Genomic DNA, 15872 nt, shown 5'->3' on the forward strand with positions numbered 1-15872 from the left:
AAGTCCATGGAAGAACAGGCGATGCTCGCGCGCGACCTCGTGCTGCGCGTCTGTGCGGGCCCCACCGAGTTCGCCACCCCCTGGATTCGGGCACGCGGCAAGGTCACCACGCCCTTCGTGGTGCCGCGCGACCGCAACCTCATCCGGGGCGTCGTCGAGGCGGGCCGGGCCCTGGGCGTCGACCGGCTCCTGGTCTGCCGCACCCGGGCGGAGTACTCCTACGACCCGGTCACCGAGGTCCCCCTCGACACCGACACCCTCATCGACCTCATCCGGGGGTGGGGGCCCACCCCCACCGACTTCCTCGTGTGCGTCGAGGACTTCTCCGCCGCCGTCCTGGTCTCCGCCAGCGAACTCACCGTCGCCTCCGGCCCGGTCGACTTCGTGCGCGAGATCGTCGGCCCCGACATCCCCGGTGCCCGCGCCAACTTCGCGACCCGGGCCCAGGAGGGCAACCGGCCGGAACTGCTGCGGGCCGCACAGCACTACGACTGCGTCGCACCCGGTGCCCGGCACGCGCGCGCCCCACGGGGCCCCGGGCCCGACCTCGCCGAACGCCTCGCGCGAAGAGCCGAGCGGGCGCGTGAGCGCAGACCGGGGGTGGTCCGCTTCCTGCGCGGACTGCGCGGCGCCTGGGGGTGGCTCGTGCTCGGCGTCCTCCTGCTGGCGCCCCTGGCCGTCCCCGCGCTGGGAGCGGCTCCGCCCGCCCTGTTCCTCACCTACCTGCTGCTGTTCCAGCTGGCGCTGCTGGCCCGTTCGCGCACCGTCTCGTTCGCCACGCTCCTACGGACCTGCGCCCTCGGCGCCCTGACGTTCTGGCCGCTGGCCCTGCTGTCCGGGGCGGTCAGCGAGGCGCTCGGCTGGGGCACCGACGACGTCCTCAGCCAGACCTACGTGGCGGTCACCGTGGAGGAGGCGGGCAAGCTCCTCCCGCTGCTCCTCCTGCTGGCGCTGGCCCGCCGCCGGGCGCGCCGACTGTCCGCCGTGGACTTCCTCCTCATCGCCGCCGCCTCGGGGGCCGGGTTCCAGCTGGCCGAGCGCCTGCTCGTCGGGATCTCCGCCCCGCTGGCGGACCCCGTGACCGGGCTGGTGAGCGGCCTCGCCCCCGAACCGTACTCCGGGCACGCCGTCGCCACCGGGCTGATCGGCGCGACCCTCGGGTTGGCGGTCGTCGGCCGCAGGTACGGCGGCTGGCTGTGGCTGCTGCCGCTCCTGGCGGCCGCTCTGGTGTTCCTGGACCACCTGAACGTCAACGCCCGGGCCGCGGGGGCCCGGCTCGACACGGTCTCCACCTTCGTGCACACCCTGTTCGGCGCCGGGGCGCTCACCCCGTGGCTGCTGCTGACCGCCCTGCTGTTCGCGGTGGCCATGGACTACCGGGTGATCGCGACGGCGGCCGAGACCACGCCCGCGCTGCCCGGCCGGACCCCCTTCCCGGGGCTCCGGCGCTGGGCGAACGGCCGGTCGGTGGCGTTGCGGGTGCGTATCCCGGCCGACATCGCCCCGCTCTTCCGCCGGATCGCGCTGTCCTGGGTGAACCTCCCGGTCACCCTGGTCGTCACGGTCACCACCGTCGCCCACGAGCTCGCCACCGCCACCATGGCCGCCAAGCGGGGGCCGGGGGCGCTGGCCGACACGTGGCGTTTCCTGCGCTGGCGCCGTGCGAACGCCATGGGCGAGGCCCGTTCCCGGGGCAGGGACTGGCGCCGCTACCCCTCGGAGCGGGAACTGGACGGCCACGCCCGCGAGCTGGCCCGCCGCATCGGCCTGGCCGGGACCACCGGCATCGTGGTGTCCGCCGCGGCGCTGCTGCTGCTCGGTGCCGGGCCGGTGCCCGGTGTCGTGGCCGGTGTCACGGCCGAGGGAACCCCCGGATACGCGGTCCGTTCCCTGGAGCTGTTCCTGGGCTGGCTCAGCGGCGCCGACACCGCCACGCTGGTGTGGACCGCCCTCACGGGCCTGGCCGTGCTGTCGCTGCTCACCATGGGCAACGCGGTGCCCCACGCGCACCCACGCATGGGGGAGTTCCTGCGCGCCCCCACGTCCAACACCGGAGCGATCCTGGGGATGCTCGCCCCCGGACAGGTCGGGTACGCGTTCCTGGGGCTGGCCGGAATGCTCCTGCCCGCCCGGGTGAACCACCTGATCCGCCGCTGAGCGCGGCGCGTCGTCGCGGCGGCGCGGCGCGTCTCAGGAGTGGTACGCGTCCCGGCGGTGGCGAATGGAATGGATCTCGACCACGTCCTTGCCGGGGTCGATGCGGTAGATGATCCGGTAGGTCCCGCGCCGCGCCGAGTGGAGTCCGGCGAAGGGCTCCTCCAAGGGCTTGCCCACCCGCCAGGGTTCGGCACTGAGCGGTCCGGTGATGAACTCGTAGGCCGCGGCGGCGACCGTCTCGGGCAGTTCCTCGGTCAGCGCGCGCTTGGCCGGCCCCTTGTAGACGACCCTCACGCGGCCGAGCCCCGGTTCAGCCGCTGGTTCATGAGCATGTCCATGTCCTCTTCGGTGGTGAACCCCTCGGAGCCGGACGATTCGGCCAGGTCGGCCCTGGCTTCGGGGTCGGACAGGATGCTCAACGTCTCCATCAGCGACTCGTACTGGGCCACGGACATCATGACGACCGCGGGACGCCCGTTCTTGGTGAACGTGTAATCGGCGTGCTCGCGCTGGGCGCGTTCCGCGAGTTCGGCGATCTTGGCCTTGGCCTCGGTAATCGGAATGGTCTCCATGGTGGTCATTGTAGCGACCGGTCGGAATCCCGTCCATGTTCCGGGCCACCGGGGCCCGGGTCAGCCCTCGTACGGTTCCACGCCCACGGGGGGATCGAAGGCGCGGACCCGGGGCGGGGCGCCCGCGTACGGCTCCACCCGCACCCGCGTCAACTGGCCCGTGCACCCCTGGGACAGCGACGAGGTGCCCACGTCCTCCGTGAGCGCGTTCGGGTTACCGTGCGCACAGGTCACGCCGGTACCGGACGGGTCGTACCAGGCGCCCGTGGACAACTGGACCACCCCCGGTCTGAGGGCGTCGCTCACCACGAGTCCGGCCAGGCACGATCCCCGGGCGCTCGACACCCGCACCACGTCGCCGTCGACGACCCCGGCCCGGTCGGCGTCGTCGGGGTGCATGCGCAGCGGGTCGCGGCCGCCGACCTTCCGGGAGGCGCTGTACCCGCCCATGTCCTGCTGGCTGTGCAGCCGGGTGTTGGGCTGGTTGGCGACCAGCACCAGTGGCCGCTCCGGGTCGTCGGCCCCGGTCACCACCGGGCCGGGCAGCCACACCGGGTGCCCGGGGCAGTCCTCGTAGCCGAACGACGCGATGGTCTCCGAGTACAACTCGATCCGACCGCTCGGAGTCCGCAGGGCGTGGCCGTCGGGGTCCCGCCGGAACTCGCCCAGGTGGGTCTCGTCCTCGACCCGGGCGGGCATGTCGATCCGCCCCCGCTTCCAGAACCCGTCGAAGTCCGGGACGGTGAGGTCCCGGCGGGCCAGCAGCGCCCGCCACCGCTCGTAGACCGTCCGCGCCCACTCGCCGCTGGTCCGCCCCTCGGTGAACTCCTCCCGCACACCCAGGCGCTCGGCCAGGTCCGCGTAGGTGTCGTACTCGTCGCGCGCCTGCCCGTGCGGCTCGACCACGCGCGGCATCGCCCGTACCGCCAGGTCGCCCTGGCTCGCGGCGAGGTCGTCGCGCTCCAGCACGGTGGTCGCGGGGATCACGATGTCGGCGTGGCGCGCGGTCGCCGTCCAGTGCGTCTCGTGCACCACCACCGTGTCCGGGCGGCCGAAGGCGGTGGTCAGCCGGGCCAGGTCCTGGTGGTGGTGGAAGGGGTTGCCGCCCGCCCAGTACACGAGTCTGATGTCCGGGAAGACGCGGCGCTCGCCGTTGAAGTCGTAGGCCTGCCCGGGTCGCAGCAGCATGTCGCTGACCTGCGCCACCGGGATCGAGGAACGCACGGCGTTGTTCCCTTGCGGCATACGCGGAAGCCCGAGCGGCGTGGCCCCGCCGCCGTAGTTGCCCATGGACCCGTACCCCGAGGCGAACCCGGCTCCCGGCAACCCCACCTGCCCCAGCACACACGCCAGCGCCAGCCCCGCCCACAGCGGCTGCTCGCCGTACCGGGCCCGCTGGAGCGACCAGCCCACGTTCACCAGGGTGCGCTTGTCCGCCATGCGCCGCGCCAGCGCGCGCAGGTCGGCGGCGGGCACCCCGCTCACCCGCTCCGCCCACTCGGGGGAGCGCTCCACTCCGCCCGGGTTCCCGCGCTCGTCGCGTTCGCCGTTCACGTACGCGCGCAACCGGTCGGCGCCCACGGTGTAGCGGTCCAGGAAGGCGGTGTCGGCCAGCCCCTCGGCGAACAGCACGTGCACGAGCGCCAGCATCACGGCGGTGTCGGTCCCCGGACGGAGCGAGACCCACACGGACTTCACCCCCGGGTCGGTGTCGTCGCGCAACGGCGACACCGACACGAACTCCACCCCGGCGTCCGAGGCCGCGCGCATCGCCGGCCCCGAGGTCTGGGCCGCGCGCCCGCCCGAGGTCGTCCACGTGTTGGACACCCGCAGCCCGCCGAAGCTCACCAGCAGCTCGGTGTGCTCACGGATGTGCTCCCAGGACGGCACCCGGCTGAACAGCCGGTTCGCGTCCCGCACCCCGATCAGGTGCGGGAACAGCACCTCCAGGGCCGCGTGGCTGTAGGTGTTCACGGACCGCGTGTACCCGCCAAGGGTGTTGAGGAACCGGTGCAGCTGGCTCTGCGCGTGGTGGACGCGGCCCGCGCTGCCCCAACCGTAGGAGCCGCCGTAGATCGCCTCGTTGCCGTGCTCGGTGCGCACCCGGTCCAGCTCACCGGCGAGCAGGTCCAGCACGGTGGACCACTCCACCTCCACGTACGCGTCCCCGGGGTCACCGCGGCGCGGGTCGGGGCCCGGTCCGTGCTCCAGCCACCGACGGCGCACCGTCGGCCGGGCCACCCGGGAGCGGTGGTGCTGGGCGCCCGGGGTGTTCCCCATAACCGGCGAGGCCGCCGGGTCGTCCGGGTTCGCGCGGACACCGACCACCCGGCCGTCGTCGACCTCGACCTGGTAACTGCCCCAGTGGGCGCTGGTCGGGCGAAGCGTGGCGGACATGTGTACTCCCCGTGTGTTCCCTGCGTGTCCCCGTGCGGCGGCGCGGCCCCCGCGTCGGCTCACACTCTACGCAGCGCACGGGGGCGCGCCTCGTGCGGCGCCCGGCACGGTGCGATGATGATCCGCGCGGCGCTCACCGGCGCGCGCACCGGCACACACCAGCGCACACACGAAACGACAGGGGAGCGGGCGACGATGGGCGAGCTCAGGTCACGGCGGTCGGTACTCGCGGTTCCGGGGTCCAACCCCCGGTTCGTGGAGAAGGCCCGGGGATTGGACACCGACGCCTTCTTCCTCGACCTGGAGGACGCCGTCGCCCCCTCGGAGAAGGAGGACGCCCGCGCCACCGTGGTCCGGGCGCTCAACGACGGCGGCTGGCGGGGGCGCGTCCGGTCGGTGCGCGTCAACGACGTCGCCACCGAGTGGGCCTACCGCGACGTCATCGCCGTGGTCGAGGGCGCCGGAGCCCACCTCGACACCCTCGTGCTGCCCAAGGTCACCGCCGCCCGCGACGTCCACTGGCTGGACACCCTCCTCACCCAGATCGAACGCGCCAGCGGCCTGCCGGTCGGCCGTATCGGCATCGAGGCCCAGATCGAGGACGCCCGGGGCCTGGTCGAGGTGGACCGCATCGCCGCCGCCTCGCCCCGGCTGGAGACGCTGGTCTACGGACCCGCCGACTTCATGGCCTCGGTCAACATGAAGAGCCTGGTCGTGGGCGAGCAGCCGCCCGGCTACGACACCGGCGACGCCTACCACCACGTCCTCATGCGCATCCTCGTCGCCGCCCGCGCCCACGGGCTCCAGGCCATCGACGGGCCCTACCTCCAGATCCGCGACGTCGACGCCCTGCGCCGCGCGGCCGGGCGCACCGCCGCCCTCGGGTTCGACGGCAAGTGGGTGCTGCACCCGCTCCAGGTGGAGGCGGTCAACGAGGCGTTCGCGCCCTCCCAGGAGGACTACGACCACGCCGAGCTGATCCTGGACGCCTACGCGCACGCCACCACCGTGGACCGGCGCGGAGCCGTGATGCTGGGTGAGGAGATGCTCGACGAGGCCTCGCGCAAGATGGCGCTGGTCGTGGCGGGCAAGGGCCGGGCGGCCGGGCTCTCCCGCACCCGTTCGTTCGACCCCGGGGCCTGATCCCGGCCCGCTCGGCCCGCCGTCTCGTACCGCTCCGGCCCGCCTCTTACCGCCCTCTCACCAAGGTGGGAGAGCATGTGCCCATGGAAAGCACCGCCACCGTCCTGATCGCCGACGACGACCGGGCCATCCGGGAGTCCCTGGAACGCGCCCTCCAGCTGGAGGGGTACACGGTGCGGACGGTGGCGGACGGCGTCCAGGCCCTGGCCGCCGTCCACTCCGACCCCGTGGACCTGCTCGTCCTCGACGTGATGATGCCCGGGGTGGACGGGCTCGGCGTGGCCCGAGTCCTCCGGGCCGAGCACGACCGGACCCCCATCCTCATGCTGACCGCACGGGTGGAGACCCCCGAACGGGTGGCCGGGCTGGACGCCGGGGCCGACGACTACCTGGCCAAGCCCTTCGAGCTCGACGAGCTCCTGGCGCGGCTGCGCGCGCTGCTGCGCCGGGCCGCCCCCGTCCCCGAGGAGGTCGACGGCGACGCCCCGCTGCGGGCGGGCGAACTACGGCTGGACGCCCGGGCCCGCCGGGTCTGGCGGGGCGAACGCGAGATCGAGCTCTCCAAGACCGAGTTCGACCTCCTCGAACTCCTCATGCGCAACACCGGCATCGTGTTGGACCACGCCACCATCTACGACCGCATCTGGGGCTACGACTTCGGCCCGGAGTCCAAGAACCTCGCGGTCTACATCAGCTACCTGCGCCGCAAGCTGGAGGACGGCGGGCCTCCGTTGATCCAGACCGTCCGGGGCGTCGGGTACACGCTGCGTCCCCAGGGGTGAGCCCGATGACCGACCCCGCGTCCGAGCGGCCGCCCGTCACCGGGACGGGCCCGGCCCCCACCGACACGACCGGTTCGAGCGGCACGGGCGACGCGACCGGGACACCCGGCGCCGGTCCGCGCGCGAGCGTGGTCCTGCACCCGGGCGAGTGGCGGCTCGGCACCCGCTTCGCGGTGCTCTTCGCCCTGGTCGCGGCGGTCACCATCGCACTCGTCGGCACCCTGGCCTACAGCACGGCGGCCGCGCTCATCCGGGCCGACGCCGAGAGCGAGTTCGACGAGGCCGTGCAGAACCTGTCCCGGCAGCTGGAGATCTCCGCCGAGAACAACCAGGGCGCCCCCGACGGCAACACCTTCACGTTCCTGGCCCCGGGCAGCCTGGACGCGCAGATCCTCACCCCCGACGGCACCTGGGCGCAGCTGCTCGCGAACCGGCACGAACTGTCGTCCTTCCAACCCAGCCCCGCCGACCTGGAGGTGGCGCGGGCGGCCGAGGCCGGACTCGTCGACACTCGGGAGACCCAGGTCCAGGAACAGGAGTACCGGGTGGGCACCGTGTCCCTGGGGGAGGGGCGCGGAGCGATCCAGCTCCTGCAACGGCTGTCGCCGGTGGAACAGATGATCGGCCGGTTGGCCTTCCAGATCCTCTGGGTGGGGCTGCTGGTCGCCCTGTGCGCGGCGTCCGTGGGCTGGCTGGTGGGTCATCGCATCACCGGACGCCTGGTCCGGCTCACCGACGCCGCCGAGTACGTGAGCTCCACCGGCCGACTGGACCCGGTCACACCGAACCGCGTCGGGGTCGCCGACCCGACCGTCGAGGCGGGGTCCGTCGGCGGCCCGGACGAGCCGGGCCACGACGAGGTGGGGCGGCTCAGCAGCGCGTTCAACGCCATGCTGGCCCGCCTGGCCCGCTCCAAGGACGAACAGCGCCGACTGGTCCAGGACGCCGCGCACGAGCTGCGGACCCCGCTCACCAGCCTGCACACCAACGTCCAGGTGCTGGGCAGGGTGGACCGGCTCAGCCCGGAGGCCCGCCAGCGGCTCATCGACGACCTCCAGGGGGAGACCCGGGAACTCACCGGCCTGGTGAACGAGCTGGTCGGCCTGGCCACCGGCAACCACGAGGACGAGTCCCCGAGCCCGGTCGCGCTCGCCGACGTCGCCGAGCGGGTGGCGGCGCGCAGCCGCCGCCGCACCGGCCGGGAGATCCTGGTGGACGCCGACGACAGCGTGGTCTGGGGGCGCCCTGGCTCACTGGAGAGGGCCCTGGCCAACCCGGTGGAGAACTCCGCCAAGTTCGATCCCGAGGGGAACAGCCCGATCGTCATCCGGGTCCGTCAGGGCGCGGTGGAGGTCATGGACCGGGGGCCGGGTGTGGACCCGGCCGAGATCGGGCACCTGTTCGAGCGCTTCTACCGGGCCACGGTCGCGCGCGGCCTGCCTGGTTCGGGGCTGGGGCTGGCCATGGTGCAGGAGATCGCGCACACGCACGGCGGCGGAGTGTTCGCCCGCAACCGCGAGGGCGGCGGGCTGGTGATCGGCCTCTGGCTGCCGACGTACCGACCTCCGGGGGACGTGTCACCGGGGCGACCGGGCCAGTTCGGACCCCAGGGACCCCAGGGACCCTAGGGGCGGTAGGGGCATGAGGGGTGCCCGGGGTCGCGGGGGGTGACGGGGTGCCGGGGATGGACGGCCCCGGCCCCGCCGCACGGCACCTGCGGGCTCGCCGAGCGTCACCGCGCACCACAGCGTGAGCGCCACACCGGACTCCCGGAGAGCCGAACTGCCGGACTCCCGGACTGCCGAAAAACAGGAGAGCCGGGTTGCCGGAGAGCCGGAGGCCCTGCGCCCGGTTCGCGCCGCGTTCGCGCCCGGTGTCCTCCCGCGCCCCGCCCTAGACGACGTCCCCGGGACCCCCGGGACCCCCGGGACCCGGGGCGGTGGCCTCGGCGAGCCGGTCGAAGGTCAGGTGCAGCACGGCCCGGCGCTCCTCCCTGAACTCCGGTGCGGGCTCCAGTCCGTCGATGCTCCGCTCCCACGCCGCCATGAAGTCCCGGCGTCACCCCAGCACCACCTCGCGGGAGGGCAGGCGCCCGCCCGAGTAGCCCTCCCGGGCCAGCACGTACAACAACTCCAGGTGGCACGGCAGCGCCGTGCCCCAGTACTCGTCGGCCTCCAGTGCGACCGGGTCGCCGGACATCGCCGAGGCGACCTCGCCGACGAGCCGGTCGACCACCCCCGCCAGGCGGTCGGCCGCCGTGTCGCTCTCGAAGTTCCCACTACCGCAGGTGCCCATGACGCCCTCTCGATCCCGCCGGTCACCGCCATCGAAGCAGGCGGTTCCGACGTTTCGGGGCGTCCCCGCGCCCTACCTCGGGCCGGTGCCCGCCACCGCTTCCTCGTAGATGCGCTCGAAGCGTTCCAACGAGTCCTCCAGACGGTGCCGGGACGCCATCAGCCTGCTGTGCGCCCCCATCCGCCGCCGCGTTCCCTCGTCCTCCACCACCAGGCGCAGCCGCTCCGCCAGCTCCCCGGGCCGACCGGGCCGGTACAGGTAGCCGTTGCGCCCCTCCTCCACCAGGTGCGGCAGGGCCATCGCGTCGGCGGCCACCACGGGCAGTCCGCTGGCCATGGCCTCCAGGGTCGCGATGCTCTGGAGTTCCGCGGTGCCCGCGATGGTGAACACGTCCGCGCACCGGAACACGTCGGGCAGGTCCTCATGGGAGACGAACCCGAGGAAGACCACCCGGTCGGCCACCCCCTCCGCGCGGGCCAGTTCCTCCAACCGGGTCCGCTGCGCGCCGTGCCCAGCCAGCACCAGCTGCGTGTCGGGCAGGAGCGTCACCGCCCGCACCAGCTCGTCGGCGTTCTTCTCCTCGTCCAGGCGGCCCACGAACAGCATCGTCCGGCGGTCGGGGACGCCGAGCCGCTCCCGCAGGCGCCTCCGGTCGGCCGCGGGGGCGTCGGCGGGCAGCGGCTGGAAGCGGACCAGGTCGATGCCGCAGGAGACCGGCTCCACCGGCCGGGCGAACCCCTGGTCGGTGAGGAGCCCCGCGGCGGCCGGGGTCGGGGTGGTCACGTGCTCGGCCCCGGCCAGCACGCGGCCCAGATCCCACCAGGCCAGGCGGGCCGCGTAGGGGCGCAGCGGCCCGGGGACCCGCAGGGGGTCGAAGAGGTTCTCGGGCATGAAGTGGTTGGTGGCCACCACCGGGACACCGTGGACGCGCGCGGCGCGGGCGAGCATCCGGCCGACCAGGAAGTGGTTCTGGATGTGCACGGTGTCCGGGCGCAGGCGCCCCAGGAGCTGGTTCAGGTGCCCGCGCACCCCGGGCGGCAGCGCCAGCCGCACGCTCTCGTGGGCCAGCGACGGCATGGAGCGCAACCGGTGCTCCACCACGCCGTCCTGTTCGCTCACGTAGGGGCGGCCGGTGGGGGAGGGGCCGAGCACATGCACGTCGGCGCCGCGTTCGGCGAGCCCGTGAGCCAGTCGCGCGGTGAAGTAGGCGGCGCCGTTCACGTCGGGAGGGTAGGTGTCGGTGCCGATCAGCACCCGGACGCGACGGCCCCCGCGACCCCTCTCCGGAGCACGGGGGGCGGTGGGGGAGTGCGGTGCGAAGGACGTGGACATACCGGTTCTCCTGGAGGCGTCGAGCGGCTGGGCCGTGCTCTGGTCCGGTGCGGTGTACCACGAGTGTGGTCCACCGGTATGGACCGTCGCCGACCTTCCGGTGACGCCGAGGCGACCGGCGACGTAGCACACGGCGCAGGGCAGAATACCCTCAGTGACCACCAAGACGGGGCACGTCACCACGGGCGCGTCCGAAGAGGCCCCGCCGCGAACCCCCGCCGCGAACCCCCGCCGCGAACCCCCGCCGCGAACCCCCGCCGCGCGCTCCGAACCGCCCCCGGACAGCGGACGGGGGCGGACCGGCCCCCGTGACCGGTCCGCCCCCGTCCGGGGATCGGAGAAAGGGAAGGAAGACGCCCCCGTCAGTCCTCCTCGATCTCCGGGGTCTCCTCCTGCGCCGACGCGGCCCCCTGCTCGCCCAGCGTCACCGTCACCTCCCGCTCGGAGCCGCTGCCCCCCGGCAACACGCCCAGGGTGACCTCGTCGCCGGGCCGGAGGGCGCGGATACGGGCGATCAGCTGGTCCGGCGAGGACACCTCGTCGCCGTCCACCGCGACGATCACGTCGTCGACCTCCAGCCCCGCCTTCTCGGCGGCCCCGTCCTTGGTCAGCTCCATGATCTGTGCGCCACCGACCCGGCTGGGCGCGATGGTGGCCTGGATGGCCGGGTAGCTCGCGCTGCCGGTCTCGATCAGCTGCTCGGTGATCGGCCGGACCTGGTTGATGGGGATCGCGAACCCCAGGCCCACCGACCCGCTCTCCTGGGACAGCCCGGCGATGGCGGTGTTGATGCCGATCACCTCGCCGGCCATGTTCACCAGCGGGCCGCCGGAGTTGCCGGGGTTGATCGCGGCGTCGGTCTGGATCGCGTTGATCACCGTCGCCGTCTGACTGTTGCCGCTCTCGGTGGCGCCGGTGTTCACCGGGCGGTTGAGCGCGCTGACCACGCCCGTGGTCACCGTGCCGGACAGGCCGAGCGGCGAACCGATCGCCACCACGTCGCCGCCGACGCCGACCTGGTCGGAGTCGCCGAGCGTCGCCGGGGTGAGGTCGGTGCGGTCCTTGGCCTGGAGCACCGCGATGTCGGAGACCGGGTCGGCCCCCAGCAGCTCGGCCTCCGCCGTGCTGCCGTCGTTGAACCGCACCAGCAGGGGGCCGTCACCGGCCGCCTCCACCACGTGCGCGTTGGTCAGGACCTGGCCGTCGGAGGAGATGATCACGCCGCTGCCGCCGCCCGCGCTGGTCTGGATGGAGACCACGCTCGGCAGTACCTGGTCGGCGACCTCGCCCACGGCGCCCTCGGTCGCGGTCGTGCCCTGCTCGCCGGTGAGCGAGCTGATGGGTGACCCGCCGGGCATGAGGTAGGCGGTGCCCAGGGCGGCGGTCGGGCCCACGATCAGGCTGGTGACCAGGGCGGTCACCGCGGCCACCGCCACGATCCGGCCGGTGCCGCGCCGGCGCTGCTCCTGCGGCTGGCCGGGGTGGCCCGGGCCGAAGTGGGGAGGGGGTCCGAAGGGACCCGTCTGCTGGGGGCCGTGGGGCTGTCCGGGGCCGAAGCCGCCCGGAGCCTGGGGGCCGCCGTACGCGCCCGCCATGAACGTCGCCGTGTGCGGACCCTGGTGCGGTGCTCCGGGGGGCTGGTGTCCCTGGGGGCCCGGTGCCCGGGGTGCGCCGAACGGTGCTCCCGGAGCCGCGGGGCCCGCGCCGTGGTGGCCGGCCGGAGCGTCCGCCGGGGCGGGTTCGGGGTGACTGGTGGGGCCGGGCTGTCCGTCCGGGCCGGGGAAGACGTAGGAGGCGCGGTCCGTGTCGTTGGGGCCGGTCGCCCAGCCGGGCTCGGGCCCCTCGGGCGCCGTGAACCGGGGCGCGGACGGGCCGGGCGCGGCGGGCGCGCCCGGAGCCTCCTGGCCGGGCGCTCGGTCGTCGTCGAAGAGGGAGTCCTCGAAGGGGCGCTCCTCACCGGTCCGGGGCTGGTCGGCGGCACCGGACCCGGTGGGACCGTGCTCGGCGTCGCCGCGCTCCGCTCCAGCACCGGTCTCCGGGCTTTCACTCGGGTCGTTCGGGTGCAACTCATCCTCCGACTGACGGGACGATGTACTGACTTGCCTCATCTTGGGGGGCGTGGGTTAGAACAGGGTGAGAGCCCGATACAGCGTGGTTTCGAGTCGTCGCCCGGCCCCCGCCCCGACCGGCGCACCCCGTGAGCAGTGGGGTCCGTGTACCACAATGTCCGTAACGATACCGCGCTCCGCTCCCAGGACCCGGTCCGACAGGGAAGGCCCCACCCGTGATCAAGCTCGTGCTCGCCGACGACGAACACCTGGTGCGCGGAGCGATCGCCGCGCTCCTGGGCCTGGAGGACGACCTGGAGGTCGTCGCCGAGGTCGGCCGGGGCGACCTCGTGGTGGACACCGTCCTGGAACACGCCGCCGACGTCGCCGTCCTGGACATCGAGATGCCCGGGGCCACGGGGCTGGAGGCCGCGGGCCGGTTGAAGGAGCGCGCCCCCGGCTGCGGGGTGGTGATCCTGACGAGTTTCGGACGCCCCGGGTACCTGCGCCGCGCCCTGACCTCGGGGGCCCGGGGTTTCCTCGCGAAGGACGCCCCGGTGGAGCAGCTCGCCGGGGCCATCCGGCGGGTCCACGAGGGCGGGCGCTACATCGACACCGAACTGGCCGCCGCCGCGATGGTCGGCGGGGAGAGCCCGCTCACCGACCGCGAGGCCGAGGTGTTGCGGGCGGCGGCGGACGGCGCGACGGTGGCCCGCATCGCCAAGGGCCTGCACCTGTCCGAGGGCACCGTGCGCAACTACCTGTCCAACGCCATCGGCAAGACCGGCGCCGACAACCGCATGGCCGCCATCCGCACCGCCCAGGACATGGGCTGGCTCTGAGCGGGGCACCTCTGGTGGGCGACACCCGCGAAGGCCCGGGAGCGGCTACAGGAAGCGCAGGACGAGCATCGCGGTGTCGTCCGAGTTGCCGCCGGGGGCGTACTCCTCCAGTTCGCGGTCGATCCGGCTGATCACCGCCTGGGCGGTGAGCCCGGCCGCGCCGGAGAAGATCCGCATCAGGCCCTCGTCGCCGAGCATGTCCGAGCCGCTGCGGCGCTCGGTGACGCCGTCGGTCACCGCCAGCACCACCTCGCCCGGGCGGATGTCCACGCTCTCCGTGCTGAAGCCCACGTCCTCGAAGGCGCCCAGCAGCGGCTGCGACGTGCCGAACGGCTGCACCTCGCCCTTCTGGTTGAGGCGCAGCGGCAGCGGGTGCCCGGCCGAGACCATGCGCACCCGCATCCCGCCCGCCTCGTCGGTGGCCGGGGTCATCTCGCCGTACAGCATCGTCAGGAACCGGGTCGAGGTGTTCTCGTCCAGGATCGCCAGGTTGAGCCGCTGCATGATGTGCGCCGGGGTGAACCCCTCGCGGGCCAGGGCGCGCAGCGTGTGCCGGGCCAGACCCGTGACGGCCGCGGCCTCGGGGCCGGTGCCGCACACGTCACCGATGGCGAAGCACCAGCGCCCGCTGGCCGAGAACACGTCGTAGAAGTCCCCGCCCACCTCGCTGCGCTCGTCGGAGGGCCGGTAGTAGACGGCGTGGTCCACTCCGGGGATCACCGGCTCCTTGTCCTTGGGCGGCAGCAGACTGCGCTGGAGCGCCGTGCTCATCGAGGTGTGCCGCTCGTGCAGCCGCGCGTTCTCCATCGCCGACGCCACCCTGCGGCTGAGGTCGTCGGCGACGTCGGCCTCCTCGCGGGTGAAGTCGTCCGACTCGTTCTTGCCGATGGTCATCCGGCCCAGCGCGCGTCCGTGGGCCACCAGCGGGATGCTGATCGCCGGGCCGCGCGCTATGGAGCCGGGCATCTGCTCGTCCAGCCCCTCGGCGGCCAGGTCCTGGTGGGCCCACAGCGGCCCCGGCTCGCGCTGTTCGCGCGGGGGCAGCGCGGTCAGCAGGGACCGCAGTACGTCGTTGAGGTTCTCGTCTCCGTGCACCACGTGGGTGAGCCTGGAGATGCCCAGCTCGTTGATGGTGTGGATGGCGCACCACCGGCCCAGCCGTGAGGTGATCAGCTGCGCCGCGAGCGCGCCGGTCATCCGTTCGTCGAGCGTGCCCGCGAGCAGGTCGCTGGCCTCGGCCAGGAAGCTCAGCGAGGCGCGGCGGCTCAGCTCGACCTCGGCCAGACGGGACCGCTCCACGGGCAGCGCGATCAGGTCCGCGCCCTCCTGGAGGCGTTTGGCCGCCGCCGGTCCGAACTGCCGGGCGCGGGTGGAGGCCACACCGAGCAGACCGGTCACCCGGCCGTCGACGATCAGCGGCGCCGTCACCAGCGAACGCATCCCGGCCCTGGCCAGCGCGCCCCTGGTGGTGCGGGAGATCATCATGTCGTCGTTGATCACCGGGCCGGGCTCGGGCGCCGCCGACGGGAAGATCTCCTCGGAGCGCACCCGCAGCGGCCGCCACGGAGCCCCGCCGGTCAGGCCGACGGCCGAGCGCACCTCCCACATGGTCTCGTCGGAGGTGGCCAGCGCGACGTAGGCGGCGTCGCCGCTCAGCGCGGTGGTCGCGTACTCCACGGTGCGTTCCAGCAGCTGGGGCAGGGACAGCCGGGAGCCCAGCGCGGAGTCCAGGGCCGACCACGCCGGCGGGCGCACCGGGCGCGACGGGCCCCGGCGGACCGGCGGGGACTCCAACGAGGGGTGGTCGCCGGGGCGGTCCTCGATCCGGAACCACACGGCCTTGTCGTTGCGTCCGTAGCTCACGCCCCAGCTGGAGGCGATCGCCGAGGCCAGGGCCAGGCCCAGGCCTCCGCTGCGCTCGTCTCCGGTGGAGGGGGAGGTGTCCACGGCGAGCGGTCCGGCCTGCGGGACGGCGCGCTCGGGCGCGGAGTCGGTGACCATCACCTCGGTCGAGCCCTCCGTGCGGCGCACGGCGACCTCCAACGCCGAGTCCGCGTGGATGACGGCGTTGGTGACCAGCTCGCTCACCAGCAGGATGATGTCGTCGAAGGGGTCGGGCACGCCCCAGCTGAGGAGGGTGTCGTGCACGAACTCTCGGGCGGCCGCCGCGGTCTCGGGAGCAGGGGGGAACTCTCGTCGTGCGACCTTCAACGCGTCTTGTGCTGCCAAGCCGTCGGTGTCCTTCGTCACTGGGCGCGGGTCTGGGAGGGGTGGACACTGCCACGATACGCGTGCCGTCCTCCC

Annotated in this window: 13 protein-coding genes; 5 read left to right on the plus strand and 8 right to left on the minus strand. The window is 73.7% G+C overall.

The window, feature by feature from the left end:
- The first annotated feature begins 6 nt into the window (after window positions 1-6).
- On the plus strand, window positions 7-2157 hold the full coding sequence (locus ABZ635_RS08115; protein ID WP_357760724.1) for a PrsW family glutamic-type intramembrane protease: 2151 nt from the start codon (window positions 7-9) through the stop codon (window positions 2155-2157).
- Window positions 2158-2190: 33 nt separating this feature from the next.
- Here ABZ635_RS08115 and ABZ635_RS08120 read toward each other — a convergent pair whose 3' ends face one another.
- Genes ABZ635_RS08120 through ABZ635_RS08130 form a run of 3 tightly spaced genes read right to left on the minus strand, consistent with a single transcriptional unit; the run spans window position 2191 to window position 5126 of the window.
- Window positions 2191-2451, minus strand: coding sequence for a type II toxin-antitoxin system RelE/ParE family toxin (locus ABZ635_RS08120; protein ID WP_357760727.1), 261 nt, complete (start codon window positions 2449-2451; stop codon window positions 2191-2193).
- Entirely contained in the window at window positions 2448-2729 is a 282-nt protein-coding gene (locus tag ABZ635_RS08125; protein WP_357760730.1) for a type II toxin-antitoxin system Phd/YefM family antitoxin, read from the minus strand. Before ABZ635_RS08125 ends, ABZ635_RS08120 begins: the two co-directional genes overlap by 4 nt.
- Window positions 2730-2789: 60 nt before the next feature.
- Window positions 2790-5126, minus strand: coding sequence for a molybdopterin-dependent oxidoreductase (locus tag ABZ635_RS08130; protein ID WP_357760733.1), 2337 nt, complete (start codon window positions 5124-5126; stop codon window positions 2790-2792).
- 195 nt (window positions 5127-5321) lie between these two features.
- On the opposite strand from ABZ635_RS08130, the gene ABZ635_RS08135 reads away from it, so the two are divergent.
- From ABZ635_RS08135 to ABZ635_RS08145, 3 genes are all read left to right on the plus strand, one after another.
- Entirely contained in the window at window positions 5322-6269 is a 948-nt protein-coding gene (locus tag ABZ635_RS08135) for a CoA ester lyase (RefSeq protein WP_357760736.1), read from the plus strand.
- A gap of 83 nt (window positions 6270-6352) precedes the next feature.
- Entirely contained in the window at window positions 6353-7051 is a 699-nt protein-coding gene (locus ABZ635_RS08140; protein WP_357760739.1) for a response regulator transcription factor, read from the plus strand.
- Window positions 7052-7056: 5 nt separating this feature from the next.
- Window positions 7057-8679: a HAMP domain-containing sensor histidine kinase gene (locus ABZ635_RS08145; protein ID WP_357760742.1), complete on the plus strand. Its 1623-nt coding sequence runs from the start codon at window positions 7057-7059 to the stop codon at window positions 8677-8679.
- A 265-nt stretch (window positions 8680-8944) separates the two neighbouring features.
- On the opposite strand, the gene ABZ635_RS08150 is transcribed toward ABZ635_RS08145, so the two are convergent.
- The 4 genes from ABZ635_RS08150 to ABZ635_RS08165 all read right to left on the minus strand — a co-directional run bounded on the left by ABZ635_RS08150 (window position 8945) and on the right by ABZ635_RS08165 (window position 12744).
- Complete coding sequence (locus tag ABZ635_RS08150; protein ID WP_357760745.1) at window positions 8945-9097, minus strand: hypothetical protein; 153 nt, start codon at window positions 9095-9097, stop codon at window positions 8945-8947.
- Between the two features lie 12 nt (window positions 9098-9109).
- Entirely contained in the window at window positions 9110-9346 is a 237-nt protein-coding gene (locus ABZ635_RS08155) for a hypothetical protein (RefSeq protein ID WP_357760748.1), read from the minus strand.
- A gap of 72 nt (window positions 9347-9418) precedes the next feature.
- Window positions 9419-10678, minus strand: a complete 1260-nt coding sequence (locus ABZ635_RS08160) for a glycosyltransferase (RefSeq protein WP_357760751.1) — start codon at window positions 10676-10678, stop codon at window positions 9419-9421.
- Window positions 10679-11040: 362 nt separating this feature from the next.
- A complete protein-coding gene (locus ABZ635_RS08165) occupies window positions 11041-12744 on the minus strand; it encodes a trypsin-like peptidase domain-containing protein (RefSeq protein ID WP_357760754.1) in 1704 nt (567 codons plus the stop codon).
- 218 nt (window positions 12745-12962) lie between these two features.
- Here ABZ635_RS08165 and ABZ635_RS08170 point away from each other — a divergent pair, with 218 nt between their 5' ends.
- Window positions 12963-13568 (plus strand): response regulator transcription factor, encoded by a 606-nt coding sequence (locus ABZ635_RS08170; RefSeq protein WP_357760758.1) that lies wholly within the window; start codon window positions 12963-12965, stop codon window positions 13566-13568.
- 45 nt (window positions 13569-13613) lie between these two features.
- Here ABZ635_RS08170 and ABZ635_RS08175 read toward each other — a convergent pair whose 3' ends face one another.
- Window positions 13614-15779, minus strand: a complete 2166-nt coding sequence (locus ABZ635_RS08175; protein WP_357760814.1) for a SpoIIE family protein phosphatase — start codon at window positions 15777-15779, stop codon at window positions 13614-13616.
- Between the last annotated feature and the right edge of the window lie 93 nt (window positions 15780-15872).

The sequence above is a fragment of the Nocardiopsis sp. NPDC007018 genome (assembly GCF_040635075.1).
Lineage (GTDB): Bacteria > Actinomycetota > Actinomycetes > Streptosporangiales > Streptosporangiaceae > Nocardiopsis.

Bases quoted from the DNA above. Each gene is read 5' to 3' on its own strand.
- ABZ635_RS08115 (WP_357760724.1), top strand. From the start codon at position 7: ATGGAAGAACAGGCGATGCTCGCGCGCGACCTCGTGCTGCGCGTCTGT.
- ABZ635_RS08125 (WP_357760730.1), bottom strand. From the start codon at position 2,729: ATGGAGACCATTCCGATTACCGAGGCCAAGGCCAAGATCGCCGAACTC.
- ABZ635_RS08130 (WP_357760733.1), bottom strand. From the start codon at position 5,126: ATGTCCGCCACGCTTCGCCCGACCAGCGCCCACTGGGGCAGTTACCAG.
- ABZ635_RS08135 (WP_357760736.1), top strand. From the start codon at position 5,322: ATGGGCGAGCTCAGGTCACGGCGGTCGGTACTCGCGGTTCCGGGGTCC.
- ABZ635_RS08140 (WP_357760739.1), top strand. From the start codon at position 6,353: ATGGAAAGCACCGCCACCGTCCTGATCGCCGACGACGACCGGGCCATC.
- ABZ635_RS08145 (WP_357760742.1), top strand. From the start codon at position 7,057: ATGACCGACCCCGCGTCCGAGCGGCCGCCCGTCACCGGGACGGGCCCG.
- ABZ635_RS08150 (WP_357760745.1), bottom strand. From the start codon at position 9,097: ATGGCGGCGTGGGAGCGGAGCATCGACGGACTGGAGCCCGCACCGGAG.
- ABZ635_RS08155 (WP_357760748.1), bottom strand. From the start codon at position 9,346: ATGGGCACCTGCGGTAGTGGGAACTTCGAGAGCGACACGGCGGCCGAC.
- ABZ635_RS08160 (WP_357760751.1), bottom strand. From the start codon at position 10,678: ATGTCCACGTCCTTCGCACCGCACTCCCCCACCGCCCCCCGTGCTCCG.